Genomic DNA, 965 nt, shown 5'->3' with positions numbered 1-965 from the left:
AGAGTCTGTCCGGAAAGTTCATACCGGCTTGCATAGTCGTCGCAGCATGAGTCGAATGGAGGCGAGGCGAAGGAATGTCAGCCCCTTGCGGTTGAGGTTCTCCCAATCCTTGGCGAGGCGGCGGCAGCGGTTGAGCCAGGCGAAGGTGCGCTCTACGATCCACCGTTTGGGCAGGACGACGAAGCCCTTTGCGCGGTCGGAGCGTTTGACGATCTCGACTTGGACGTGGGTCAGGGCCGCCCGCAGGCCGCTTTGGAATTGCTCGCCCTGGTAGCCGCCGTCCGCGAACAGCTTCAGAAGGAAGGGGAAGAGGCCGAACAGGCTGGCCATCAGCACGACACCGCCATCGCGGTCCTGGATGTTGGCGGCATGGACGATGGCGTGCATCAGGAAGCCTTGCGTGTCGACGACGATGTGCCGCTTCTTCCCTTTGATTTTCTTGCCGCCATCATAGCCCGCTGGGTCGATCGAGCCCCCCCTTTTTCGGCGCTCTTTACGCTTTGGCTGTCGATGATGGCGGCGGTCGGGCTGGCCTCCCGCTCCGCCTGCTCGCGGCAGCGGACGTAGAGTTCATGATGGATGCGATCCAGCGTCCCGTCCCAGCTCCACAAATCCAGGTAGTCGAACACCGTGCTGCGGGGCGGCAGATCCTTGGGAAGCGCCCGCCACTGGCAGCCGGTGCCCAGCACATACATGATGCCGTTGACCACCTCCCGCAGGTTGACCGTACGCTTGCGGCCGCCGCGTTTCGCCGGAGGGAGCAGTGGCTCGACCAGCGTCCACTCCGCATCCGTCAGGTCACTCGGGTAGCGAAGATGATCGCGGTTGTACAGCGGGCGGCTCTCGGGCGTCCACATGGCGAATGTCCAATCAGTGACGCCATCAAGGGAATCACAGCCGAGTCAATGCCTTCAACCCTTTTCCTACCCCCTTGATCCGACTCAGCCACTTCCCGGACGGACACT

Annotated in this window: 1 pseudogene; it reads right to left on the bottom strand. The window is 62.8% G+C overall.

Going from position 1 to position 965, the window contains the following annotated elements:
• Positions 1-18: 18 nt before the first annotated feature.
• A pseudogene (locus HL658_RS36465) lies at positions 19-857 on the bottom strand (IS5 family transposase).
• Positions 858-965: the final 108 nt, after the last annotated feature.

This window comes from Azospirillum oleiclasticum, from assembly GCF_013423485.1.
Classification (GTDB): Bacteria; Pseudomonadota; Alphaproteobacteria; order Azospirillales; family Azospirillaceae; genus Azospirillum; species Azospirillum oleiclasticum.
Note: the sequence above shows the minus strand (reverse complement) of the source record. Positions and strands in the feature narration are given on the sequence as shown.